This is a genomic window from Pelagicoccus albus (assembly GCF_014230145.1).
In the GTDB taxonomy this organism is placed as follows: Bacteria; Verrucomicrobiota; Verrucomicrobiia; order Opitutales; family Opitutaceae; genus Pelagicoccus; species Pelagicoccus albus.
In genome coordinates, this window is sequence record NZ_JACHVC010000012.1 from 462,915 (window position 1) to 487,696 (window position 24,782).

At 52.0% G+C, this 24,782-nt stretch carries 23 protein-coding genes; 6 read left to right on the plus strand and 17 right to left on the minus strand.

What is annotated here, in order from left to right:
* Window positions 1-129: 129 nt before the first annotated feature.
* The 8 genes from H5P27_RS11660 to H5P27_RS11690 form a co-directional block, all read right to left on the minus strand.
* Window positions 130-2,316: a glycoside hydrolase family 65 protein gene (locus tag H5P27_RS11660; protein WP_185660567.1), complete on the minus strand. Its 2,187-nt coding sequence runs from the start codon at window positions 2,314-2,316 to the stop codon at window positions 130-132.
* A gap of 160 nt (window positions 2,317-2,476) precedes the next feature.
* Window positions 2,477-4,234, minus strand: a complete 1,758-nt coding sequence (locus H5P27_RS11665) for an ATP-binding protein (RefSeq protein WP_185660568.1) — start codon at window positions 4,232-4,234, stop codon at window positions 2,477-2,479.
* A gap of 320 nt (window positions 4,235-4,554) precedes the next feature.
* Entirely contained in the window at window positions 4,555-4,737 is a 183-nt protein-coding gene (locus tag H5P27_RS19640) for a hypothetical protein (protein ID WP_221774688.1), read from the minus strand.
* 24 nt (window positions 4,738-4,761) lie between these two features.
* The gene (locus H5P27_RS19645; RefSeq protein ID WP_221774689.1) at window positions 4,762-4,995 is read right to left on the minus strand and encodes a DUF5069 domain-containing protein; all 234 of its coding nucleotides are present in this window, start codon (window positions 4,993-4,995) and stop codon (window positions 4,762-4,764) included.
* A 65-nt stretch (window positions 4,996-5,060) separates the two neighbouring features.
* Window positions 5,061-6,023, minus strand: a complete 963-nt coding sequence (locus tag H5P27_RS20095) for an NAD(P)-dependent oxidoreductase (protein WP_339382596.1) — start codon at window positions 6,021-6,023, stop codon at window positions 5,061-5,063.
* A gap of 18 nt (window positions 6,024-6,041) precedes the next feature.
* Window positions 6,042-6,344, minus strand: a complete 303-nt coding sequence (locus tag H5P27_RS11680; RefSeq protein WP_185660569.1) for an ArsR/SmtB family transcription factor — start codon at window positions 6,342-6,344, stop codon at window positions 6,042-6,044.
* A 96-nt stretch (window positions 6,345-6,440) separates the two neighbouring features.
* The gene (locus H5P27_RS11685; protein ID WP_185660570.1) at window positions 6,441-7,217 is read right to left on the minus strand and encodes a hypothetical protein; all 777 of its coding nucleotides are present in this window, start codon (window positions 7,215-7,217) and stop codon (window positions 6,441-6,443) included.
* Between the two features lie 174 nt (window positions 7,218-7,391).
* Window positions 7,392-8,150 (minus strand): hypothetical protein, encoded by a 759-nt coding sequence (locus H5P27_RS11690; protein ID WP_185660571.1) that lies wholly within the window; start codon window positions 8,148-8,150, stop codon window positions 7,392-7,394.
* A gap of 271 nt (window positions 8,151-8,421) precedes the next feature.
* Here H5P27_RS11690 and H5P27_RS11695 point away from each other — a divergent pair, with 271 nt between their 5' ends.
* The 3 genes from H5P27_RS11695 (at window position 8,422) to H5P27_RS19970 (ending at window position 10,408) form a co-directional block, all read left to right on the plus strand.
* Window positions 8,422-8,916 carry a VOC family protein gene (locus H5P27_RS11695; protein ID WP_185660572.1) on the plus strand — a complete coding sequence of 165 codons (495 nt, stop codon included), beginning with the start codon at window positions 8,422-8,424 and terminating at the stop codon, window positions 8,914-8,916.
* Between the two features lie 62 nt (window positions 8,917-8,978).
* Entirely contained in the window at window positions 8,979-9,578 is a 600-nt protein-coding gene (locus H5P27_RS11700; RefSeq protein ID WP_185660573.1) for a YhgN family NAAT transporter, read from the plus strand.
* Window positions 9,579-9,811: 233 nt separating this feature from the next.
* The gene (locus H5P27_RS19970; RefSeq protein WP_281384309.1) at window positions 9,812-10,408 is read left to right on the plus strand and encodes a sugar O-acetyltransferase; all 597 of its coding nucleotides are present in this window, start codon (window positions 9,812-9,814) and stop codon (window positions 10,406-10,408) included.
* A 20-nt stretch (window positions 10,409-10,428) separates the two neighbouring features.
* On the opposite strand, the gene H5P27_RS11710 is transcribed toward H5P27_RS19970, so the two are convergent.
* Window positions 10,429-11,331, minus strand: coding sequence for a glycosyltransferase family 2 protein (locus tag H5P27_RS11710; protein WP_185660574.1), 903 nt, complete (start codon window positions 11,329-11,331; stop codon window positions 10,429-10,431).
* 233 nt (window positions 11,332-11,564) lie between these two features.
* Window positions 11,565-12,017, minus strand: coding sequence for a hypothetical protein (locus tag H5P27_RS11715; RefSeq protein ID WP_185660575.1), 453 nt, complete (start codon window positions 12,015-12,017; stop codon window positions 11,565-11,567).
* Window positions 12,018-12,180: 163 nt separating this feature from the next.
* Between H5P27_RS11715 and H5P27_RS11720 the strand changes: the two genes are divergently transcribed.
* The gene (locus H5P27_RS11720; protein WP_185660576.1) at window positions 12,181-13,233 is read left to right on the plus strand and encodes a pyridoxal phosphate-dependent aminotransferase family protein; all 1,053 of its coding nucleotides are present in this window, start codon (window positions 12,181-12,183) and stop codon (window positions 13,231-13,233) included.
* A gap of 127 nt (window positions 13,234-13,360) precedes the next feature.
* Here the strand turns inward: H5P27_RS11720 and H5P27_RS11725 are convergent, their stop codons facing one another.
* On the minus strand, window positions 13,361-13,732 hold the full coding sequence (locus H5P27_RS11725; RefSeq protein ID WP_185660577.1) for a septal ring lytic transglycosylase RlpA family protein: 372 nt from the start codon (window positions 13,730-13,732) through the stop codon (window positions 13,361-13,363).
* A 79-nt stretch (window positions 13,733-13,811) separates the two neighbouring features.
* The gene (locus H5P27_RS11730; RefSeq protein ID WP_221774691.1) at window positions 13,812-15,692 is read right to left on the minus strand and encodes a sigma-54-dependent Fis family transcriptional regulator; all 1,881 of its coding nucleotides are present in this window, start codon (window positions 15,690-15,692) and stop codon (window positions 13,812-13,814) included.
* Window positions 15,693-16,002: 310 nt separating this feature from the next.
* Between H5P27_RS11730 and H5P27_RS11735 the strand changes: the two genes are divergently transcribed.
* Window positions 16,003-17,514 (plus strand): aldehyde dehydrogenase family protein, encoded by a 1,512-nt coding sequence (locus H5P27_RS11735; protein WP_185660578.1) that lies wholly within the window; start codon window positions 16,003-16,005, stop codon window positions 17,512-17,514.
* A gap of 185 nt (window positions 17,515-17,699) precedes the next feature.
* Here H5P27_RS11735 and H5P27_RS11740 read toward each other — a convergent pair whose 3' ends face one another.
* Window positions 17,700-18,746 carry an EF-hand domain-containing protein gene (locus H5P27_RS11740; RefSeq protein ID WP_185660579.1) on the minus strand — a complete coding sequence of 349 codons (1,047 nt, stop codon included), beginning with the start codon at window positions 18,744-18,746 and terminating at the stop codon, window positions 17,700-17,702.
* A 322-nt stretch (window positions 18,747-19,068) separates the two neighbouring features.
* On the opposite strand from H5P27_RS11740, the gene H5P27_RS11745 reads away from it, so the two are divergent.
* Window positions 19,069-20,625: a hypothetical protein gene (locus tag H5P27_RS11745; RefSeq protein WP_185660580.1), complete on the plus strand. Its 1,557-nt coding sequence runs from the start codon at window positions 19,069-19,071 to the stop codon at window positions 20,623-20,625.
* A 43-nt stretch (window positions 20,626-20,668) separates the two neighbouring features.
* Here H5P27_RS11745 and H5P27_RS11750 read toward each other — a convergent pair whose 3' ends face one another.
* The 4 genes from H5P27_RS11750 to H5P27_RS11765 are packed head-to-tail and all read right to left on the minus strand — an operon-like array spanning window position 20,669 to window position 24,613.
* Window positions 20,669-21,391, minus strand: coding sequence for an ATP-binding cassette domain-containing protein (locus tag H5P27_RS11750; RefSeq protein WP_185660581.1), 723 nt, complete (start codon window positions 21,389-21,391; stop codon window positions 20,669-20,671).
* A complete protein-coding gene (locus H5P27_RS11755) occupies window positions 21,384-22,064 on the minus strand; it encodes an amino acid ABC transporter permease (protein WP_185660582.1) in 681 nt (226 codons plus the stop codon). Before H5P27_RS11755 ends, H5P27_RS11750 begins: the two co-directional genes overlap by 8 nt.
* Window positions 22,064-22,870 (minus strand): basic amino acid ABC transporter substrate-binding protein, encoded by an 807-nt coding sequence (locus tag H5P27_RS11760; protein ID WP_185660583.1) that lies wholly within the window; start codon window positions 22,868-22,870, stop codon window positions 22,064-22,066. The genes H5P27_RS11755 and H5P27_RS11760 overlap by 1 nt, the downstream gene beginning before the upstream one ends.
* 42 nt (window positions 22,871-22,912) lie before the next feature.
* The gene (locus H5P27_RS11765) at window positions 22,913-24,613 is read right to left on the minus strand and encodes a glycosyl hydrolase family 28-related protein (RefSeq protein WP_185660584.1); all 1,701 of its coding nucleotides are present in this window, start codon (window positions 24,611-24,613) and stop codon (window positions 22,913-22,915) included.
* Between the last annotated feature and the right edge of the window lie 169 nt (window positions 24,614-24,782).

Genomic DNA, 24,782 nt, shown 5'->3' on the forward strand with positions numbered 1-24,782 from the left:
GGTACCTAAGGCACCCAGCGAAAAAGCGAACGGAGAAAGAGGAAGTTTACACAGCATGTCCGCTAACGAGCAAATTGCGTGCTAAGCAACCGCTCCTGCCGCACAATCTTGAATCCGTTACTCCATGAGTTATGGCATGGGCAAAACGCCCTCTACGAGAATGTCCCAATTTCCATCTCTCGGGAAGCCTGGAGCTTCAAGCTCAGGGGCACCTTCCCAACCTCCCGCCATCAAAGCAACTGCTCCCAAAAAAGCTCCATTCGCTGGCAGATAAGCGACGGCACCCTCGGGATCCTTGGGTCTACGTACATAACCACTCGGCATAAATCGAGCAGGCCCTTCCTTATTGGTAAGGATATCGATAGCGATTTGAGGTTCGCCTAAGCGGGCCGCCGTCATCGCCCCCTGCCCCATTTGCCAGCTTACCCACCGTTCGATGCCATTGTGGTCGAAAACTGTTTTGAATGTTCGCCGAGCAGTCTCGACATCAATCTTCGGAGTCGCGGGCAGATAGCCGAGAGCGAGAAGCATAGATACTGGAATCTTTTTCTCTGGTCCTACCTCATATATGTGCCCCATCCCTTCGATTTCCAAGTAGAGCTGACCATCTTTCGTGCGAGGCAAGTCAGCCAAATTCTGACGTACTTCCTCCCACAAAGGATCCGGATCCATACCAAGCCGCTTCCGCCACTCTTGCGCTAAACTGAGCCCAAAATACCAATACGCAGTTTCAAAGGTCGGGTTTCTTACCACTTCAGCTCCAGTGCTCTCGCTCACATTTTTAATGGGAGGACCCAGATGATAAATTCCTGTATCCAAATCCTTGTGAGCAAAGGAAACGAGGAACTTGGCCGATTCGAATACAAGCTCTCCGTAAGTCTCCAAAGTTTCTTCCGTCGGCTTAGCGCGATAAACCAACTCGCTCAAATAGATCGGATTTGGTTGGTTCCAAATGATGTAGGGATTTATCCCTCCGGGCGAAGGTCGACCATCGATACCCGACATTTTCGGCCACCGCACTCCCTCGAAGCCTTTTGACTTCGCGTATTCTATCGCTCTCGGCATGATCGACCGGTACCAGCTCAATCCCTTCTCAAGAAGGTCCACATGACCCCACTGGTAGAACTGTGCGGCATGAATGAAATAAACCTCGCTATGGTGCTTCCCGAACCAAGTCAGGTGCTGCAAGCCCGACTCGGCTGGAGGCATCGATCCGGCGTAATTCACTCTCATCAAATAAAGGGATTGGATGACGCGCCGCTCTAGCTCAGCAGCTCGAGGATCCTTAGCTGAACCTAAATCAATCATTCCCCCTTCGGACCAATAACTCGCCCAGCCCTTAGCAGAACTTGCTTTAACCTCTTCGAATCCCGCTACCTCAATAGGATGACGCTCATCAGAAAACGCTACCGAAAACCTGAGAGTGTCGCCTCCGGTCGAACCCAAACGAAAGTCGTGATCCTGTTCACGCCTTAACTGCGATTTCGTTTCCCAAGCTATATCAACCAAATACTCAGTCTCATCAGCCGAGCGCCGAATCCGAACATGATTATCGGTTTGCTCTGCAAGCTCGCTTGTATGGCGATCCGGTTGTTCCCAAATAAAGGGAGGCTTATGCGCCACCGAGGTTCTGTAGGAATATGGAAAACGTATCCGAACTTCCAGCACGCCTGACTCTATCAAAGGCGACTTTGCTTCAACCGCGAACCGCACCTCTTTTCCATCAGCAACTGTTACCACTTCTAATGGTTGGCCCTGCACGAGCAAACGACTAGTCACCTTACCTGTCCAAAGATCAAGCGTTTGGTCGATCGCGGAGATATCTTCAGTTCGAAGCGGCTCACCATGGTAAGTGAAAGCAAATTGCCCTAGTGGCATGGGATGTGGATTTTCCCTGAAATAAGCTGCGGCTGGAGAACGTTGCTTGATAGGATACTCAATGGAGCGCCCATGAAAATCGACGGTACCCATCGCATCCTGCAAGGTGAGTCCATCCGTGTTCGGAAACGAATGCCAAGTCCAAGTGTTTCTGGTCTCCAATGGGAGCCCATTGTCGTAGTAAACACGCTCAAGCCCCTGTAGACCGGTGACATCAACCGTCAAAGCGAAGTCCCCATTACCAAGTGTAAGCGCGCTCTCTGGATCTACCCGCGTGTTGTGTACAGAATGCCTTTGGACAACCGCTCGGCGATCAATTTGCGCCTCTACTCGCACAAGCGAGCTAGCGCAAAGAGCGATCAAAAAGAGAAGTGCAGTAAACCTAGAGAAAAATGGATACAGATTGGCAGCGATTGGAGACTTAAAAGTCACAGACATTGGGATTCCTTGGGGTGAGTTCTGAGGGATGGACGGACTTGGGGAAAGCCCATCGGAGAGTGACTACACTCTGCAGCTTCATGCCACCAAGGCAAGAGCTCATCAAAATTTCAAAGCCTGATAGTAAGGAGGTTCTAATAGGCCCGACAAGCGACGACCACTACTCGCCAATGGGTACCTGTTGAAGCAAAGCCTTTAACTCGTGGGGCTTGAAAGGCTTTCCCAAGTAGGCGTCGATGCCCGCAGATTTAAAAGCCTCCCGGTCTTCCGCCATGACACCCGCAGTCAGAGCGAATATGGGAGTTTTCCTAAGACCATGTTTTTTCTCTAAATCCCTAATTTGCAGGGTTGCTTCGACACCACCCAACCTCGGCATTTGCACATCCATCAAAATGGCATCGTAACTGTTCTCTTGATACGCTTCCACTGCTTCGACGCCATCCACTGCAACGTCTACACTGTGTCCCTCACGCTTGAGAAGAGCCAAGGCGAGTCTTCGGTTTACCGGGTGATCTTCCGCCAACAACAGACGCATCGATCGACCTTGATGCGACGATGAGTCTGCGGTGTCAGCTCCTCGCTCGGTGGAAACGCGAGCAATCGCGAACTCAGCTTCGAAAACGAAGCACGCTCCGGGTTCAGCGCTCTCCTCGATTCGAAGCGATCCGCCCATCATATGCGCCAAACGGTTGCTAATGGATAGCCCCAAGCCTGTGCCCTTTTGAGTCGCCTGAGGATTCTGAGCCCCTTGCGAGAAAGCCTTGAAGATCTCTTCCCGGTGCTCCGGTTCGATGCCTGGACCCGAGTCCTGAACAGAGAATGCTAACTTCACAGTCTTCTCGTCTACTGCTTTCGTTTCCAAACCTACTAAAACCTCTCCCGCCTCGGTGAATTTGACTGCGTTCCCAATAAGGTTTAATAAGATCTGACGTAGTCGCGTTGGATCCGCTACGACCAAGACAGGGTGTTCAGGAACCTGCCACTTCAGATCTAATCCTTTCAAATTCGCTGAGGCTTGGAAGGTGCGACAGGACTGAACGACCAAGCTCGCTGCATCGCAGGCAGCGGAGTCCAAAGACATTTTGCCAGCTTCTATCTTCGCAAGGTCTAGCACATCGTTCAGCAAACTAAGTAGACTCTCGGAAGAACTCTGAATGGTCTCCAAATACTCCTTCTGAGCTGTATCCAATTTGGTACCACCCAGCAAATGAGCCATGCCTATGATTCCATGCATGGGAGTTCTTATTTCATGACTCATGGCAGAGAGAAATCTCGTCTTGGCAGAGTTCGCTTGCTCCGCCTCCCTTTTAGCCAAACGCAGCTCTCGCATGCGCTCGGCCTCCTGCATTCGAGCCAACTCCCCGGCTCGATAATTTCGATAAAATCGATAGCCTTGCGCCAAGAGAAAAACGAAAAGCAAAGCGTTCGCATAGGCATAAGCGATTCCTCGCTCACTTCCGACAAAAAGGCTAGTAACAAACGGTGGAGGAAGCACCACCGCCTGATGCACGAGCGACAACCTAAAGTTTGGCTGAAACGTCACCATGCCCCCCACCGAAGCCCCAACACTCCAAATCAGGATAATGAGAAACTCCCAAGTACCGAAGCCGTATTCAAGAATTGCATGCGAGCACATCACCCCGACTGGAGCTGCGATAAGAATGATACTGCCAGCGATTTCCCAAATCCACTGGTTGCTTCGATGCAGCAGCATCGAACGTATCCTCAACATAGTCGAAACACGCCAAATCAAGCCCACACAAGAAAGCTCGATCATCCCATAAAGCATGCGAGGATGGTCGTCGGCATAGCTGCTGGTCCAAAGGATGGTTATGAAAAAGGAAGGATAAACGTAAAAGGCATGGACCAACCTTCCGTTTAGCTCCGCACAGGTACGCGCCTGCAATCGTCGATCCATCAAGGAGCTCGGCGTCTTAAAACAGAGGGATAAACTCTTTAAGACAGCGACATTCATTCAGAATGTGGGGTTAAATAGGCGATTTAGGGAAATGACACCTGCCCTATCGCCTTATTCTAATTAAACGTACTACTGAAACCTGTCTACAGCATTAGAGGGGGAAATGCCCCATGGGTCGACTTTTTGACACTATATTCATGGCAACGCGAAACCTCAACCGAGGCCCAGATTCAAACCGAACGCAAAAAGCCCTGCCGGTTCTCCCGACAGGGCTCGATAGTACAATTGGTTGGTGTGTTCCTGGGCTCGGGAAAATCCAATTAGCCGACTATCACATCGGCGTGAAAAGCCTGCCAGTCATCAAGGTTGTTCAAATTGACCGCATCGAGAATACTGCCGTCGTCCTCTAGGCCGCAGGCGGAAAGAATTTCCTTACGGACATCGTCAGAATGGTTGTAGCCAACGATACTTGCATTGAGCTTTGATACAGCTTCAGCGTCCAAAGCGCCGCCTTTCTGCTCAAGTAATCAAGCTTCGAGCTGAGGATAGCTGGGCTTGCTTTTCATGAACGCGAGAAAATATGCGTTAGCGATTCCGAGGGCGTCGAGCACCATTTGATCGTATCCAGCGCCGATACCAGGGTAGTCGCTGTTGAGCTTGCCAGCGAGCTCGAGGGATACCTTTTGCCAGAGTCGCGGAAGATGTAGCACTCCAAGCGGTCCACTGACACCAGAACTTATTAAGGGGATTATTTGGCTCATATATTATTGGGTTGGTTTAGGGTTTCCGAATAGTCCGCAGCAGTGTGAATTAGCAAACGAGTCGGTTAGCTGCGATCCTTGAAAGTGAGTTCCGAAATAGCGGATTTATCCATCTGCCCCTTTCCGATCTTCGTAAGCTTATCGTACTGCGCCTTAGTCGCGTCATTCAAAGGAAGCGTGACTCCGGCTCCATCAGCGAGAGCTTTGGCTATACCACTGTCTTTCGCAGCATGTTCCGCCATAAACCAGGCATCGTGGTCACGATTAATCATATCCTCAGCGTCTGTCTCTAGCACTCTGCTGTTCGCTCCCGTCTGAGCAAAAACCTCGCACACCATCTTCAAGTCCAGTCCCAAGGCATCCGCGAGCCCAAGCCCTTCCGCCAAACCAGCTGTGTTGATATTCATGACCATATTGACCAGAGCCTTCATTTGGGACGCTTTCCCTAGGCCACCGATGTGCTTCAAGTTCACACTCATAAGCTCCAGAATTGGTCTTACTTTTTCGAATACAGATTCCTTGCCCCCGATCATGAGGTAGAGAGTGCCTTCGCGAGCTTGGCTTATGCTGGAAGCCATTGACCCCTCTATGGCATTCGCTCCCGCCTCCTCAGCAGCCTCAGCGATTTCCATCTGAATTTTCGGAGTCAAGGTAGCGCAATTCACGAAGATCTTTCCGGCTGCTCCCTGCAAAAGGTTATCTCCGTCTCCCTTGAAAATTTTGAGCATCGCAGCGTCGTTGCTAACCACTGTAAAGATCACATCGGCCAGAGAGGTCAGCTCCGCCAAACTTTCACAGCATTTGGCTCCGAGTTCGGCAGCCAGTGACGAAGCTTGCTCCTTATCTGAATCATTGACCGCAGTAATTTCGTACCCGCAATCCTTGAGGCGACGCGCCATATTCGCGCCCATACGACCAACTCCTACGAAGGCTATCTTTTCAGTTTTCTCAGCGTTTGTATTCATAAAGCGCTTATTGTTTTCTCCTGATTGGCGTTTATTTAAATATCTAGGTATTTCGATTTGTATCCTGTAAAAAAGAACGTGCTAGAGCTGAGTCTTGAGCTCTTTGATGTATGCCTTGATCGTTGCTTCATTGCGGCTGTAGTAAGTCCATTTTCCAATCCGTACTGGTACCACCAAATCGCTTCGCTGCAAAATGGACAAATAGTGGGAGGTGGTTGATTGGGACATCCCCGTCTTTTCTTGGATAACCGCAACGCACACCCCGTCCGAAAAATCCTTCCCGTCTTTGTGTGGTCGGAAATTTCCCTCCGGGTCTCCGAGCCAGCGCACTATGTCGAAACGAGTCTCGTTCGCTAAGGCTTTCGTCACTTCCACTACGTTCATCGAAACCTAAATAAATACAGCTCTAGGTCAGCGTCAAGGAACATATCGACATATTTCGATTTATAGTAGCGGGTAATGTATGGACTGGGCTAGATTCTATTGTTTTCGAACCTTGTATCGAGCCACAGCCAGAAGAAGGAGAGCTGATACAAATCCGAGCGTGGAGGACGAATCCGGCACGGATACTTTGATCTCGTCAAAGTAGGCAGTGCTAGATTCTTGATCGTCTCCGTACAAACCAAGAGCTATACGGTAGATACCATCTGCAGGAGCTACAAAGGACCAATTTTGCCAGTCGCCGACTCCTCCGAGAGGGATAAAATATCCATTTATATAATACGAATTCTCTACATCTAAAACGCTTTGTTCCCAAAGCAAACTGCCATCGATACTAACAGTCGCCTGATCCGCATCAAACGGAGGATAATCATTGGTCTCAAACCGAGCCCAGCCAGAAACGCGCTCACCCTTTTCCAGTGCGATGTCCTGATAAAGGCCAAATCCGTAGTAAGCGATTCCTAGCCCCCACTGACTTCCCAAGGGATCAAGAAAATCGATCCAAAAATCGGACGCTTGGGTAGAATAGAGCTGGAGCATGTTACCAGAGCTTCCGAGCGTCGAAGCGGGTGTGGACACAAACCCTTCTGAAGAGTCTGTAAACAAGCTGATGGTATTATAGGAGAATGGATAATCGGTTTCACCAGTATCCCAATTAATCAAGGTGCTTGAAGAGCCGCCATTGGCCCAAAGGAACACGTTCCAACCATTAATACGATCTTCAAAACTTCCGTTCTCGATAGACTCCGCTAGCGGGGCTAGGAGAGAGGCAAAAGCGATAAAAGCCGACACAACAGCAAGGGGTAACCGTTTCATAAATACATAAGGTTGAATTTTGGAGTTAGAGGAAAATACAAGATAACCGGTATCGTGAATTTCGCGAGCGAAAGCGGTTTCCAAGACTACCAGTTGAGACATCGTCCTTACCCTTACGCACCCCGATAATGGGCCGAAGCCTGGCTAGTCTAGAGCTTTCTGAATACAGCGAGGTCAATTTCTCCGATTTCGTTTTCTGCCAATTGCAACAAACAATACAAACAAGGATATTATGAAGCTCATTCCTAAGTTCGAATCCGGCACCGTAACTTTGATAGTATCGAAGTAAGCGGTACTCGAATCACCAAAGTCACCATAAAGATCCAATGACAGACGATAGGTGCCACTGCTAGAGGCGTAGAACGACCAGTACTGCCATCCACTATCACCAACATCCAAACTTGGCCAGGGCTTAGAAAAATCTGACGCCCCTACCGACCAGACGACAGAGTCATTAACCGCCACCGTCGCGTGCGATCTATCACGTTCGTAAGCCGTCGTATCAAACCTCGCCCAGCCAGAAAGGATTTCTCCCTTTTCCAATTCAATGTCTTGATAGAACCCGAAGCCGTACTCTACAGGACGCATGATCCACAATTCATGATCTGGGCTTGTGATATGGTACCACAATGTCGGTTCCGTATAATACAACTGCAACATGCTCCCAGAAGGGCTCAGAGTAGATGCGGGATTGGTGACAAAGCCTTCCGTAGGATCGCTGAACAGTGGGATTGTTATATAATCATAAGGATACTCTAAGCCTGGCCAGTCGTAGCTCCACAAAAACGGGCCTTCCGTATAATCAGTCCACAAGAAAGGTGACCATCCACTGATGCCATCTTCAAAGCTGCCGTTCTCAATACAAACGACCTCTTGCAGGGGAAAAATAGCCGCCACTAAGACGGCGACGAGACAAGTCTTAAGCGATTTCATTGGCTCTGGGGTTAGGGGATTTCAAAAACCGAAACCGGAGGATACGAAAGCTGATCGTTTGCCTCAATCTTACATTCCTCCACCCCTCCCCCATTTTGAACCGAGCAGTTCTCCTACGGAACTGCGAGCAGCCCCCTTGAACACGTAAGACTATCCTCCAACACTGAGAGCGACACAATCGATCGGCCTCGGGTATATTCTCTCTCGAACGCCAACAAAGACGGCCCCACCCAGCAATCTGATATTCATCTCAAACGTGGATTCAGCCACTATGAAAACCGAATCCATCCATCCAGGCACCACAATCGGGCACGTCCATTTGAAGGTCGCTAATCTGGAACGCTCCCTCGATTTCTACCAAGGCGTGCTCGGCTTCGAGCTAACCCAACGGTTTGGATCGGACGCGGCTTTCGTTTCCGCTGGTGGCTACCATCACCAGATCGGCCTAAACTGCTGGGAGAGCAAAAGCGGCCCGGCTCCTTCATTCGGCACCACCGGCTTGTACCACTTTGCAATTCTATATCCGACTCGAGCCGCCCTCGCCGATGCGGTAAAGCGTTTGCAAGACGCAAAGATACCTTTGGACGGAGCTGCCGACCATGGAGTTAGCGAGGCCATATATCTGCGCGATCCGGACCAAAACGGCTTGGAGCTCTACTGGGATCGACCGAAAGAAGATTGGCCACGGGACAAAGATGGCGGCTTGGCCATGTATACGGCTCCCCTCGATCTTCGATCCCTCATGAGCGTGTTGCAGGACGGGTAAATCTCATTCTGCCAAAGGGCGCTAGCCATGCGGCAAAAAGAGGCTAGGCTCCTTAGTTAAGTATGCACTGGAGCAATATTTTATCAGCAGCCGTTACACTTTTCCTCATCATGGACCCGATTGGGAACGTGCCAGTGTTTCACGGGGTGCTTTCAAATCTGGACCCGAATCGAAGGACCAAAGTCGTAACGAGAGAGCTCCTGATCGCCTTGGTCATTTTGGCAGGTTTCCTTTTCGCGGGCAACGCCATCTTGGCCTTCCTCGGCCTAACGCAACCTTCCCTGAATATCGCTGGAGGAATTCTGCTATTCATCATTTCGCTGAAGATGATTTTCCCGAGTCCAGCGTCGCACTCCGAGGATACGGAGCGCGACGAGCCGTTCATCGTGCCCTTGGCGGTTCCAATGACAGCCGGGCCTTCGACCATCGCCGTATTGCTTCTATTGAGCTCATCCCAGCCTGAGCTTATTTGGGATTGGACCGTAGCATTGGTGTTAGCATGGCTGGCCGCCACAAGCATCCTGCTCGCCTCTTCCCGCTTAATGAAGCTGATCGGCGAACGCGGATCAAGGGCGCTCGAACGGCTGATGGGGATGGTGCTTGTAATTCTCGCAACCCAAATGCTTTTGAACGGCATTAGGAATTTCATAGAAAGCCTCTAGGCTCTTAATCAGCCCAACGCGGCGGGGAGGTCGCCGTATCGGCTTTCCTGAGATCGGAGCGTATGGATTACTTTACCCGATTCTAGCCTGCTTCAAATTTCTACCACTCCCCCTGAGCGCCCCCTTAACGGTTGAAGTAAATGACAGCGAGAAGACTCCCGTTTTCCATTGCTCGATAACTCAATTGAAGCCAGCAATAGCCACGTTTCCCCGAAATTCAGCGGACAAAGAAAATGGCGACAGAGAGAGAGAAAATGGTGGCGGGCGAGCCCTACTGGATTAACGACCCCGAGCTAGTCGAAGTACGCTATGTCACACGAGAACGAGTCGACGAATTCAATGCCCTTGGCCCCAGGGAAGTTGATAAAAAACAAGAGCTCCAGCGCCAGATTTTCGGTAGCGTCGGCAACAACGTCCACATGGAGAAACCCATCCGCATCGACTACGGCTTCAACACTCATTTCGGAAACAACGTCTTCATCAACTTCAACCTCGTGATCCTAGATTGCGGTAAGATCACGGTCGGCGACAACGTCTTCATCGCTCCCAATGTCCAGTTCTACACCGCGCTACATCCTATCGACATAGCGGAGCGCGCCAAGCACCTCGGAACCACTAAACCAATACACATCGGAAACGACGTCTGGATCGGCGGTGGGTGCATCATCATGCCGGGCGTCACTATCGGCAATGGAGCGACCATCGGCGCTGGCAGCGTAGTGACTCGGGACATTCCGCCGGACACTGTCGCCTACGGAAACCCCTGCAAAGTCGGAAGAGTCCTTAAGGAGGACGCTCGCTCAGAAATCGCCGGCGGATCTGCCAGCTAGGAAACGGCTTCAGCCGAAGGTCAGGCGAAGGGTGGCAAATCCAGCCTGTCCCACTTCCAAAGATCCTTGCCTCGAAAGATTCTGGAATCACGTGTCCGGTGCTCCACTCCCACTCGATAGCTTTTGATAAATGCTCCAAGGCTGCTGAGCCAGAAAGGACGCGTCCTGCAACTCAAGGCTAGCATGAAAGGCATTTTGAGAAACTTGTATAGCGAAACCGCTCCAGTGAAATAGCGGCCGTGCAGATAACCTAAGCCCCGTGCATAGCAATTGGACTTATAGGAATCCTCTCCATCCACGAGCTCTCTGTCATGCACAAGTACAAAGCGTCGATCTAAGACAATCTTGTGCCCATCCCTCCAGCACCGAATCGAATAATCCAGCTCTTCATTATATATCCAGCCAAGTTCGTCTGGATTTTGGAAACCGCCTGATTTCTTGAAATGGTCAGTACGAATCAAACAGCCACAAAGCACAAAGTAACGCACCTCCCTCAGCTCGTACGCGTCTACATGGAGTTCAAAGCTATCCTTCGGTCCACGAACGTCCAAAGCCATCACCGAAATGTCTAGATCCTTCTCCATCGACTCGATGACATCGCAAATATCTCCATTAACCGGATACGCGTCGTCATCGATACTCAGATAATAATCGGTCTCCACCATGGAACCGATATTGTTACGCTGGAAGACACATCCCCTCGATTCCTCGTAGCGCTTGAAGACGATATCCATGGGAAACTCAGACAAATCGAAATCGATGGGCTTTTTCGATCCATCATCCACAATCACCATTTTGACATCCCCCAAGCCTACTTCCACAAGCTTCTGCAAGGTCAGCTTTAGGCCAGGCCAATTATTGTAGGCGGAGATTCCGATGGTTAGTTTGTCGAGGAGTTCAGAACGTCTTTCACAAGGATACATGTCTATCCAGTAAGTCTAGGCTTAGGTTAATGGTTATTCTTACGCCCAGTAAGGAGGAGGCCTAGGCGAAGACACATACCTTTGAAGGACTCACCCCTGAGTGAAAGGCTAAAAGGACCGATAAACCCAATGTAGGTCTCAGGCTTAAGACCCGTTAAGCCAAGCCCTAGTCTAAATTACTCATGAAGTCCCTTAGACCCCAGAAATCAACATGAGAGGGTCCCAGCATTGGGCTAATCAATCTCCAGTGTCAGGATTCTCCAGCGCTGATCTCGAAGCACCAGTCTCGCGGAGAACTCATGGCTAAATCCAGCTCGAGTTTCAACTCTTCCTTCCAATACGAGATTTGGCCCCCGATATCCGTTTTCTTGAATCTCATAACCATAGATGTCACGGGACATCGAAACGTAGCCGACCAAAAGCTCTTGATGCTCCTCGTAAAATTCATCCACGCCTCGCTCTACCTTGCGGGGACTGTACTCGTAGCGATCCAGAAGATTGGCGCCTCGGCGAGGGTCCCCTTCTTTCCCAGCCATCATGAATTGGTCCAAGGTCAGAAGGACGGACCTCAAAGCTGGAGCTTGATCGAATTCGCTCTGCCCCAACGAAAGAGCAGTGGCTGCAAGCCAGCAGGACAGAACGATTCGCCTCAGGAAACGGTTCATCATAAAGGGGACCTTTCCCATGACACTCTCTAGGCCTGAGGTCAATGTAGGAAGAAGCTCACTGAGGGGCCTTACGAAAAAGAGAGACAAAACTGACTGGGCAAAAAAACTGCTCCCAACTCAAATAATTCCCTAACCGATTCGAGCAAAACCCTTGTTTAAAAGACCTTAGCAAAACCGCAGCGTGGAACCCATCGACTTGAATGCACCCTTAACCCGAACAGCCTCTGCAGAGGGAAAAATTTGGAACTACTTCGGCGGCACCGCTTATCTTGGCCTACAAACGCTTCCCGAATTCCAAGAGCGTTACATCGAGAACGTTCTCAGGTTCGGAACCGCCTACGGTGCCTCACGGGAAGCGAACGTTAGGTTTCCCGTGTACAACGAAGTAGAATCTCTGCTGGCAGACTGGCTCGGGCATGAAGAAGCCCTGACGCTCTCATCCGGATATCTAGCGAGCCAATTAGTCTGCCAAACCTTGGCCGCCAAGGGTCACACCACCTATCAAGTGAAGGGAGCGCACGCGTCCCTGAGCAATGGTTTCACGGAGAAATTATCGCTCGATTTCGAAACCCTCCGCGAAAAACTGAACAAAGAGGAAACAGATGCCCTTCCCCCCGTTGTTATGTTGGACAGCATAGACTTCAGAGGTCTTCACTATCCAAGCTTTAGCGAACTGGCGAAGCTCCCTCTGGATCGCCTCATTCTTGTGGTGGACGATTCCCACGGGTTCGGAGTCATAGGAGAAGACGGGATAGGCTCCAGCCATGCGCTTCGAAAACTTGAGCCAACAGAGCTGATCGTTTGCGGATCGCTCAACAAGGGATTGGCCACACAAGCCGGAGTTGTTTTGGCATCGTCAAAAAGGATTTCGGACCTGAAGAAAAACCCGATCTACTCGAGCGCCTCCCCTGCTTCACCAGCGAGTCTGCAAACCTTACTGGAGACAGTAGCCCTTAGGAGGACTCAATTCGAGAAACTGCAGGAAAATCTAGCTGTATTCGAAAGGGGGACGGTCGGAATATCGTGGCTCCACCGCAATCAAGGCCATCCTGCGTACACCTGCGATTGCGAGGGAATCTCTCGATATCTAGAGGAGCTAGATACCCTCATCACTAGCTTCGAATATCCCGCTCATAGCGGGCATACGATCAATCGAATTATCCTCTCAGCAGATCATCAAGCGAATGACATCGAGAGATTGTGCAGGCTTTTGAACGAATTCGTATCCAGATAACGGATGAATTTTTATTTCAAAAATCTAAGAACTCAAAGTAAAGCAAACTTCAACAACGGGGAAAAAGTCAGACACAAGCGTCACACTCTTGAAATTCGCACGGTCAGTTCTGCAATGCGCAAGACCACTAATCGAGCGGCCGCAGCTCTACCGTACCGACTCCATCGTCAATCAAGCCTATTTCTTGGGCCGCGGCCTTGGACAAATCGATAATTCGATCATCCGTGTGTGGTCCTCGGTCATTGATGACAACAATAACGGATTCGCCCGTCTCCGGATATGTCACCTCGACTTCAGTACCGAAGTCTAACTCTCTGTGGGCCGCTGTATACTCGCCAGGATCATAGGGTTCACCGCTCGCTGTAGGGCTTCCTTGAAGAGCATCAGAATAGTAGGATGCTTTGCCCCTCAACTCGTCTTCAGAGAAGACAAGCGCCAAGACGATGGCTCCGACAATCAAGACCACGGGTGGAATGTATTTGGTTTTCGGAATACTCATAGTCTCCGAAAATGCGAATTCCGCGCCACCCTGATGTTGCGAACCTAGGCTATCGGTCCCTTCCCCGTTGCTCGAAGCCTCAATTGTCAGCGAATTTCAACCTTCGGTAAAGGGTGCTACGATTCACACCTAACTTGCGAGCCGCTTGAGAAACATTTCCCGAGCACTCGTCTAGAGTTTTCTGCATCAGGTCCTTGGTCAAACACTTCAAAGACTTTTGCGCACCAGGCTCTCTCTTGCTGTTTCCATTTTCTGAATACTCCTCAGCGACTTGCCTCAAATGGGCCGGCAACGCATCAACGGACAAAATCTCCCCCGACTCGGCCAATACGAGTAAGGCTTGGAGAGCACTTACAAATTCTCTAAAATTCCCAGGCCAATCGTACGATACCAAAGAGTCTCTCACCTTTTCATCCAAAACAACCGACCGCTCACGACCGCCCAGCTGCCTCCAAAAAACATCCAAGATATTGCGGCGATTCGACAAATCACGTACTGGCTTAAGGGATACAGTATATTGGGCTATCCGGTAATAGAGGTCGGAACGAAAAGAACCAGACTGCGACAATTCCCTCAGGTTACGATGCGTCGCGCAAAGCAAACAGAAATCAACAGGTACAGACTTGGAACTCCCTAAGGGCCGAACTTCGCGTTCCTGTAAAGCCCGCAATAAACGAGCCTGCATGCTAATTGGCATATCACCGATCTCATCCAAAAAGAGCACCCCTCCATGAGCCTCGCGCAACAGCCCGAGAGACCCCTTCTTGCGAGCTCCAGTGTAAGCGCCTTCTTCGTATCCAAATAGCTCCGACTCTATGAGCGACTCCGGCAAGGCTGCGCAATTGACCGCAACAAACGGCTTATTCTTGCGGGCGCAAAGTCCGTGTATGGCCCTAGCGAATATCTCCTTACCTGTGCCAGTTTCGCCATGAATCAGAACAGGCACGTTCCCATCCGTTAGCCGCACTGCTCTTTTCAGGGCAAGCCCCGTGTCCTCATCAAAATAAGGTTCAACGCTTCGGACGATTGGCCTCTGGACTGGAGTTTGTGAGAAGAAAACCGAAGTTTTATGTGCTCTTCCGGTTTCCCGAATCCGGCCATGAAATCTCTGTCCTTCCCGGCTACGAATTACCGAATCTTCATTTGAAGGGGAAACTTTCGAGGAGAACAATTCCCCAAATTTCTTTCTACCAATAGCTTCCCAGTCTAATCCAAGCGAAGCGAGCCCCCTACGATTGGCCGCCGCCAGCACATCTCCTTCAAACGCGAGCAGTCCTTCTCTCACCGTCCCCACCATTGCCGCATCCGTATGGAATCTAAGGATACGAAATCGATCGAAATCCCTTTCGAAGAGACGGTGCTCGATTTGATTAACTGAAAGACGAATCAACCCTTCCGCATGCGTGTGCAAGGTCCTCGCATGTCCTGAGATATCGAGCACGCCGATCAAGTCGCCAAAAGGACTTAATATGGGAGCAGCTGCACAACTTAGAATACTCTGCTTGTCAAAGTAGTGCTCCGACCCGTGCACTGCCACCGGCCCCCTCTCCATGATCGCGGTTCCGATCGCATTCGTGCCGTTAGAAGTCTCGCCCCAAGATACTCCCGGCTGGAGCGATACGCGGGCCGCCTTTTCCGAAAAACCAGCGTCTCCGATCGTATCTAAAATCAATCCATCCCGATCCGTCAGAATGATAATGCTGCCGGTCGCTTTGGCGTTTGCATATAATCCTTCGATTTCGGGGCGGCTAAGACGAAGTAGAGTTTCATCTCTCTCCATGGCGTTCCTTAGTTCAGAAGCGGTCAGAACCTGAGAGCTAGGCGTTTCCTCCGATACAAGCCCGACATTAGAGCAACGTTTCCAAGATCTCAGAATGGGGGCAGACACAATTCCCGCTTCGATATTTCCGTCTGCTAAAAACTTCTGTCGAACTCGCGACAACGCGGTTGATGAAATCATGGTAATTGGGTTTGGGGTGTTGCACGCAACGGCGTTTGCACGGCCGACTGCTGGATTATGCAACACCTTGCAGCGCCAGCCAGAATAAGTCGATCCCATTATCCGTCCTAATTATCTATATCAGTTCTCCTTGATGCTTGGCTACTTACGTTGGGCAGGCAGTCCAAACTCGATGAGAAAACCAGCGGTTGGCACCACCGGTGCTAAATGCGTGCGAAACGAAGGAGGCCGTCCTGTCGCTCGTCTGACAGAACATTCGCGGGGCGAGTCCTCTGGAAATCAGCATCACCCCATCAACCCAAAAATAAGTATGAATAGTACCCTAGAATCCCAATACTCCATCAGCTCTAAAAACGATCTATACCTCTCCACCCCGAAAAAGCTGCTCATCGACGGCGAGTGGCAAGACTCCGTGTCGGGAGGAACCTTCGAAGTCCGAAACCCTGCCACCGAGGAAGTCATCGCTCGAGTGACCGATGGTCAGGCCGCAGATATCGACCTAGCCGTTAAAGCAGCTCGACGCGCCTTCGAGAGCGGACCTTGGGCACGCATGACACCCTCGGATCGCAGCAAGATCATCTGGAAAATAGCGGACCTGCTGGAGGAAAACGCCGACCAATTCGCAGAGCTAGAAGCCTTGGATAACGGCAAGCCAATCACCGTCGCCAAAGCGGCAGACGTCGCCCTCGCCGTCGACCTTTTCCGCTACATGGCTGGTTGGGCGACCAAGATCAATGGCGACAGCATCTCCATCTCTGTCCCTTACATGCCAGGTGAGCAATTCCACACCTATACCAAAAAAGAGCCGGTCGGCGTAGTCGGGCAGATCATCCCATGGAACTTCCCGCTCCTCATGGCTGCTTGGAAGCTCGGTCCCGCCCTCGCCACAGGCTGTACCATCGTGCTGAAACCAGCAGAAGAAACTCCACTTTCCGCCATCCGACTCGGCGAGCTCATGATGGAAGCCGGCCTTCCTAAGGGAGTCGTCAATATTGTTACTGGCTTCGGAGAAACCGCAGGTGCTCCCCTAGCCGCCCATCCAGACGTGGACAAGATAGCCTTCACTGGATCGACCGACATTGGCCGCCTCATCGTCAAAGCCGCCGGCGAGACAAACCTCAAGAAGGTCACCCTCGAACTGGGAGGCAAGTCGCCCAATATCATATTGGACGACGCGGATCTGGACCTCGCCATTCCGGGAGCCGCCAGCGCTATCTTCTTTAACCACGGCCAATGCTGCTGCGCCGGTTCGCGCCTCATGGTTCAAGAAAGCATCTTCGACAAGGTCGTAGAAGGCGTGGCCGAGTTCGCCCAAAACATCAAAGTAGGCAACGGCCTAGACGCTGCGACACAGATGGGACCACTCGTATCCACAGATCAATTCAACCGTGTCAGCGGCTTCCTCGACTCTGGCAAACAACAAGGAGCGCGAGCAGTAACCGGAGGTAATCGATTCGGAGATACTGGGTACTTCGTAGAGCCAACGGTTTTCGTGGATACACGCAGCGACATGCGAATTGTCCAAGAAGAGATTTTTGGCCCAGTCGTCTGCGCCATGCCATTCAAAGGCATCGAAGACGTAGCAGCTGCGGCAAACGGCACCGACTTCGGATTGGCAGCCGGTATCTGGACTCGTGACGTCAGCAAGGCCCACTCGGTCGCCAACGTAATCCGGGCCGGAAACGTTTGGATAAACTGCTATAATATTTTCGACGCGGCGCTTCCGTTTGGAGGGTACAAACAATCGGGCTGGGGTAGAGAGATGGGAAAAGAGGCTATAGACCTCTACACTGAGACCAAAGCTGTCACCATACGTCTGTAGAGAGCGTTGGAGACAATCGGGGGGAGCCTGCTGAACTCCCCCCGATCCAGCTCGGCCTATATCCAAATTTCGATTACAGATTTGGCAACCTTTGAGACAAAAAGAGCCTCCTCCGAATCCGGAGGAGGCTTTTTTGCAAAAGGAAAAGCGTTCCTTCCCCTGCAAAGAAGGAACGCTCCGTCAGACTAGGCGGTTGCCTCGATCCTGCCACCCAGCATGCTCGAGCCAAAACCACCGCCTTCCATGGACTGCATAGACCTGCCGTAAACGCCTTGCATGCGCTCACGAAGTCCTGCCCCCATCTGGAAGCCTTGTTCCTGTTCTTGCCCGAAGCTGGGCATTCCGGCCTCGAACTCCTCCTGGCTAATGAAACCGTCCTCATTGGTATCCAAAGAATCGAAGGTTTCCTCAGCTTCTTCGGAAGACTCGCTACTCGTGGAGGCCATGCCCTCGACGCCGCCAAGCATCGTCTCTTTGGCACTGGCTATTTCAGCTTCGCTGATCGAGCCATCCCCGTCTGCATCGAGCTCTCCGAAGAGCGAATCTATCGTTTCGGAATCCAATCCCTTTTCGGACAACAATTCACTAAACGATGATTCCGAAACTCCAGATTCCTCACTGGAGACGTCGAGAAGCGACTCTAGATCGCTGAATAACTCCTCGCTTGCTCCCGATGGAGGAGGTCCCGGAGGAGGTCCCGGAGGAGGCCCCCCTGCCATAGCTCCCGCTTGGTTCTCTTCCGCAGTGGCCAGTTCCGTTTCGCTCAAGATGCCATCCCCATCCGTGTCGAATTCACTGAACAAGCTCTCAGCTTGCTCGGCGGAAACGCCATGATCAGTTAGCAATTCGCTAAACGAATCCGCAGATATGCCATCCGCGTTTTCTTCAGTTCCCATCATGTCCTGCAAATCGCTGAACATATCAGGAGAACCGCCCATTCCACGCATCTGCATTCCTGCCATGCGCATTATGCCCATATCCTGGGCATAGCTTTGATCGACTGCACTCGCCTCGGATTGGCTCAGCAGTCCATCGCCGTCGGTATCGTAGTCACCGAACGACATGGATGAACTAGTATCCGAGTCGCTGATACTAGACAGCGCGCTCGAAAACTCAGTTTGGCTAATCGAACCATCTCCATCCGAGTCCGCCTGGGAAGCAAAGTTCTGCTGCTCCCGCATGCGGGCGAATTGGATCATGTTCTGATCACCATACCCGTTTATTCCATTCATTGGTTCTTAGTTGTTTGGTTATTACTTCGACAGGGTTCCCCTGCCGGGGCCTACCAAGCATCCAAACCGCCACGGATCCTGTTATAAGTATTTTTTACAGTATTTAAAACGTATTCATACTGTTCCTGCATTTTGATTTCGACGCCCCCATCACCCCTCGAGACCCATTCGTCCCAAGTGGAAAATCGACTGTTTGGCACCCGAGCACGCCAAATTTCTTCCGAGGCAAGAATTGCCGCCCACGCCCTCTAGCGAGGCTAACAAGTCGCTAAAAGCTCCCTAGCCTCAATGCTCGATTGCAATTCGGGAGGACTCGCCCAGAGTGGCCTTTCTTCAACCAGCGGCCCACCTTGCCGCTACCGGAGCGACTCTTATGGATCTGCAGCAATTTTTCAATCACTGGAAACTCAGCGAACACCCCTTCCAAGCGGAAGAAGCACGCAACGACTCAGTCTACAACCGTAAGCTAGAGGCAGCCATCACCCACCCCGATTTCATGAAGATCTACGGGGATCCCGCCAATCCGAGTACCACCATCGTATTCGGTGAAAAGGGTACCGGAAAAACGGCCATGCGCCTGATGATCCAAAGACGTCTCGCAGACTTCAACTCAGGCCGCGATTCCAACAAGGTATGGGTCGTCTCCTACGATGAGCTGAATCCGATGCTGGACCGGCTCGCCAGCAATCTGAAATCCGACTCCGAGGAGAAGACGCTGGGAGCCATACGCCTTTCCGACCACCAAGACGCCATCCTTTCCCTCGCGGTAACCGACTTGATCGACAGTGTCCTCGTCTCCAAGGACAAGTCCCAAGTCAAACTGCGGAAGAAAACCCTGCGGAAAATGAGCCAGCAGCGTCGCCTCGATCTCGCAACCTTGGCCCTGCTCTACGATCAGCCAAAACATGGTCGCGCCGCCGATAGATGGAGCAGCCTACTACGGCTTCTTCGAGTGGGCTCTGGTTTGGACAGGTCCGCCCACGGTTTCGCGGCCCTGCTGCCTCTGGCAGCCGGAGCAGTCGGCGGACTGGGCTGGTATTTCTTGGAAGCCCCTAGCTGGAAGTGGATCGCCACCGCCCTCGCAGGCGGAGTGATCGGACTTGGACTCGGTTATCTCTGGATCAAACGCAGCTGGAAAAACGGAAAGCGCGGCAAGCAAATCGAACGCGAGATCCGCGTCCTCCACCGCGAGCCTGGCACCACCACCCAGCAGCTATGGGACGTCAGCTCCAGCGAACTAGCCTCCCAGCCCCTTCCAGCCAAGGGAGATCAAGACAGCCGCTACGACCTGACCGGACGCCTGCTGGGCATTCTCTCAGAGCTGGGCTACTCCAGCCTAATCACGCTCGTGGACCGCGTGGACGAGCCGGTGCTAGTCAATGGAGACGCCAAGAGGATTAAGCAGATCGTTTGGCCCATGCTGAACAACAAGTTCCTCCAACAGGAAGGAATCGGCATCAAAATGCTTTTGCCCATCGAGCTGAGCCAGATGCTTCTGGCTGAAGATACGGAATTCAAACGCCAAGCCCGCTTAGATAAGCAGAATGTTGTAAATCCTCTCAAATGGACCGGCACATCGCTCTACGACCTTTGCAACTGGCGCTTCAAAAACTGCCAAGGCGGGGGACAGGCTTCTGCCCACTCACTCGATGCCCTCTTCGATGACGAGGTTACCAGCGAGGACTTGATCGACGCACTGGATCAGATGCACCAACCACGCGACGCCTTCAAGTTCCTCTACGCGGTCTTGCTAGAGCATTGCCGCAACACGCCGGGCGAGTCCGAGGACTACAAGATCGCCAGATCGACCTTGGAAACCGCACGTCGCGAGCAAAGCCAGCGCGTAGTCGACCTGTACCGCGGAATGTCCTCCACCTAATCGACCCTGCGGAAGGCCTCGCTAAAGAGGCCATTCCTCGCGATTAGAGCTGTGACTTAAGAAAGGCTTTGGCTCTCTCCGTCTGGGGAGCGCTCATGAAGGTTCGCGCCTCGCCCTCTTCCACGATCTTTCCGTCCGCCATGAAGACCACGCGGTTGGCGACTTCGCGAGCAAAGCCCATCTCGTGCGTGACCACCACCATGGTCATACCATCCAAGGCCAGTCGTTTCATGACTGCCAAAACCTCTCCCACCACTTCGGGATCGAGAGCAGAAGTCGGCTCATCGAATAGCATGACCTTGGGCTTCATCGCCAGAGCTCGGGCAATTGCGACTCGCTGTTTTTGGCCACCCGATAACGCCCCCGGATAAGTCGAGGCCTTAGAGGCCAGCCCAACTTGCTCGAGCAACTTCAAGCCTTCTACCTCCGCTTGCTCTTTGGATAGCTTGAGTGCTTTGAGAGGAGCCAAAGTCACGTTTTCGAGGGCAGTTAGGTGGGGGAAAAGATTGAAGTGCTGGAAAACCATGCCCACTCGACTCCGCAACTCCCGAGCCTCCTTAGGCTTGGAGAGATAGGACTTTCCTTCCAGCTTGATGTCACCCGAGGTCGGCGTCTCCAAGAGATTGATACAGCGGAGCAGGGTACTCTTACCTGAACCGGAGGGACCGATAAGACATACGACTTCTCCCTCCTCGATTCGACAATCGATCCCTTTCAGGACTTCCAAGTCGCCGAAGGACTTATGCAGATTTTCGACCTCAATCACTGATCTTCATCCTCCTTTCCAATCCGTTGAATAGTCGCGTTGCCAGGAAGGTGAGGACGAAGTAGACCAAGGCGATCGCGAAGTAGGTTGGAAACGCGGCGTAGGTGCGGGAAATGTACAGACGGCCCTCCTTAACAATCTCCGTCACCGCGATTGCCGAAAGCAGCGAGGTATCTTTGAGCAGGGTCACAAACTCGTTTCCGAAAGCGGGTATCATGCGCCGGATCGCTTGCGGCAGGATGACGTGCCGCATGGTTTGCCCATAGCTCATACCGAGAGAATACGAGGCTTCGAATTGCCCTTTTCCCAACGATTCGATTCCCGCCCGAATGATCTCCGCCATGTAAGCCGCCGCATTCAAAGTAAATGCTACTGTGCCTGCGATAAGCGGGTCGAAAGGTACCGGTCTGCCAAGTATTTGCTGCAAGAGACTGGGGAAACCAAAGTAGATAAACAGGATCTGCACCAAAAGCGGCGTGCCGCGAAAAATGTCGATGTATCCAGAACACAAAACACGCAAAGCTCGCTTACTGGAGATCTTCCCCAAACAAACGAATAGTCCCAGCAGGAAGCCGAGTCCCATCGCCAATAGAGCGACCACGACCGTGTAGATCGCGCCCTTGAGCAGATAGGGCAGGCTCCCGGCTAAATGTTCAAAAAGGTCCGCTAGCATTACTCCTCAGCGGATGAAAAGTACTTGGCGATCAGGGCATCGAATTCGCCGCTCTCTTTGACCAATCGCAATCCCTCGTTGATCTGGCTCAACAATTCCTCACGTCCCTTCGCGATAGCGAAGCCATACTCGTCGCTGGCCAAGGTGCCGCCCACGATCTTAATCTTTCCGGGATGTTTCGCCACGAAGGCTTGGGTCACGGGCTTGTCATTAATCACTGCGTCCACAGCGCCATTTAGTAGTTCCATCATGGCGACGGAGACATTGGGAAAATATTTGAGGCTGCCGATCTTGCCAGCGGCCAAAAGCTCCTCCGACTTGGCCGCCCCGGTTGTGCCCTGCTGCACCGCGACTCTCTTTCCTTTCAAGTCATCCACACCAGTAATTCCTTGCGATGAGCCTCCCACAGCGACAACCAAACCGGCTTCGATGTAGGGATCCGAAAAATCGATCTGCTTCAATCTGAGCGGAGTGATAGACATGCCGGACGCGCCGATGTCGATGTTTCCTCCCTGGATAGCCGGAACGAGCGAATCGAAATCCATATCTCGAAACTCGACTTCCAAGCCCGTGGCCCGGGCAACCGCTTTCAATAGATCGATATCGAAGCCGATGATATTGCCCGCATCATCGGTCATCTCAAAGGGCGGATAAGTGGCCTCGGTACCGACCACTAAAGCTCCTTCCCCCTCTGAGCTTCCTCCGCAGCCGCTCAGCACCATGCACAAACCAGCCAAGCACAATCCCAGCAGACCTCGCTTGGCCCGCTTCACTCCAGTCGAGTTTCCGAATTTGAAGAAATACATCACGGGGCGCGGACAGCTAAATCAGCGCCAAGCTAAAGCTTCTCAGCTCTCTCCTTCAGCTAATCGGGTTTGAAGCTGAAATTCGTAGAGCGAGGGTGTGGATTCGAGGCGTTGGTTCAGAGCTCGGAGAAGCGGCGCCGGATAGTAGTCCAACTCGAACTCACGGTTGCCCGAGATGCCAAAAACCCGGGCATCCGGTCCTTCCGCCAAGCCCTGCAGGATCACCGTCTCTTCCCTTCCAATTCCTCCCTCTACCAGCACCCTCAAATTCCAAGTCGTGCTAAACCGGCCGTGACCAGGCTGCCAGTAGCCAGCTCCACTACCATCGTAAACAGGATAAATCCAGTCTCCATCCTTCTTCTCAGCGCTCAGGTGCAGGGTAACGTTATCATAGAGATTCTGATGATTCGAACCCGCATGCTGATCCAACACTGCCGCAGCGAAAACCTGTGCGTCTTTATAAACGCAACGGGTAGACTGAGTATTGAAGGTGAGAGAGTGGATAACGGGATTGAAAACCTGTACTCGCTCAGCCAATACATTGTGCACGCTACCCATATGCACCGCATAATGAGCCTCCCGGTCCCCTAGGGATTGGATATCTCGCAAAGTCAGATTCGCGCTGTCGTAAGTCAGAATTCCGCTATCTGCATTGAGAAAACGAACATCGCGAACCCAGCCGTCGACCAAATCGGTCAAGTAGATGGCATTGTACCCCTGCTCTACGTGATGGCCAAAAAAGTGGCTATCCGGAAACTCGAAACGTAAGTCTTCGATTCCTACCCGTTCCAAAGGAGTCCATGCCGCCAACTCAACTGGCACCGATTCGGAAATGTTGTGCAAAAGCGGGTCGGCAATACGAACTTGGTTTCCGGATACCTCAAGAACCTGAGTCCGTTGCCGCACTAAGGGGCGATCAGGAAAACTCCAATGATGCGAGCCTATCTCCAGCTCCGTCTCACCGTAAATCTCCTTCAGCAGGGGCCCTTCAGCTCCTTCACGATTGTACCACAGAATCTGAATACGTTGGCCCGTAGAAAGACCGGATCCATCGTCCACCGTGATCGTTAACTCACCTCTGCTTCCAGATACAGATTTCGTTATCGCAGGAATCGGCTCATCCAGCTCTTCCAAATACGGAAACGCTCTGTGCCCCGAACGACCTACCCAAACAAAACCGCCTGTCCAGGAATACTCCGAAAAAAGAACATCCAAGTTCCGCTTCGGCTCCCGCTGACGTTTGTCATAGCGTTCAAGGTAGGTGCGAAGCTCGTCGAGCTTGCCGGCATCCCCCACCATGTTGAGTGGTCGCGAAAAATAGAGAGTTGTCCCGCCTTCGCCGCCGCCTGCTCCAGACAGAAGCAAATCGCTACGGTTAAGCTCCAAGATCTCGTTCAGCACAAAACGGCCTGCTGGAAAACGAACCCGAACCGCTTCCGGTAGCTCTCTCGCTTTGGCCAAGGCCTCTTGCACCGCTTCGGTATCATCAATCGCGTCATCCGGAACAGCTCCAAAGTCCGTCACGTCCAGAGTTACCCCTTCAAAGGCAGGGATCGGCTTAGTCCCAAAACCATAGCCCGCATAGGAAAAATCCGGCACGAATTCTTCGGGTTCAAGCGTATCGCCAATTTCAGGCGGCAATGATTGAGCGGTGGTAAATCCTACTGCGAGTAGGAAGCAAAACCCGAGAAGAAGTTTCGAAGATACAATTCCGCTGCGCAGATAAGACGGGGCACAAATCATAGGGCGTGGGGGGGGGGGTAAAACTACTTCCTCCCTTATTGCGGAAAAAGAGTAGTAGTGCAAGGCGGCAAGGTAACATGGGGGTTAATTGCGTCACTACCCCCCAAAAAAAGTGCCTGTTTAAAACTGGTCCGAGAATTCCGTCGACTCCAATAAACCAGCTACAGCC